The organism is Siminovitchia terrae (assembly GCF_003605405.2).
Classification (GTDB): Bacteria; Bacillota; Bacilli; order Bacillales; family Bacillaceae_C; genus Siminovitchia; species Siminovitchia terrae.
Genome location: NZ_QYTW02000064.1, coordinates 1 through 433 on the forward strand (window position 1 = coordinate 1; position 433 = coordinate 433).

At 32.3% G+C, this 433-nt stretch carries 1 pseudogene; it reads left to right on the forward strand.

The window, feature by feature from the left end:
• A pseudogene (locus tag D5F11_RS27135) lies at nt 1-318 on the forward strand (phosphotransferase); the annotation flags it as partial.
• Nucleotides 319-433 lie beyond the last annotated feature (115 nt).

Consider the following 433-nt stretch of genomic DNA (forward strand, 5'->3'; position numbering starts at 1 on the left):
GTTGCAAAAGGATACAGTAACGCAGGTTTTACTGTTATTGTACAAGATAATTACTATGGTGAAAAACTTCCGTATATTCTTGAATTAATGGCTCCTGAGAAAGTAGAAACTATTGTATTAACTCCTACTGCTGACGTTATCCGAGAAAGAGAACATAATAGAGGCAAGGCTGGTTATATCGGCTTTGACGTTGATAATTTGTGTAAAGAGTTTTTAAAAACTACTCCGCATATTGGATTATGGATTGATAATAGTGTAGAACAACCGCATGAAACAGTTGACCACATTATGAATGAGTTAGGTATTGAATCAAACTAAAAATCTTCTAAGTTATTCCATTATAGGGCGCTTTAATGAAAAAAAAGAACACATATTATACATGACTAATATGTGCTCTACACTCGAATCTATAAATACATGTATTTATAGATTC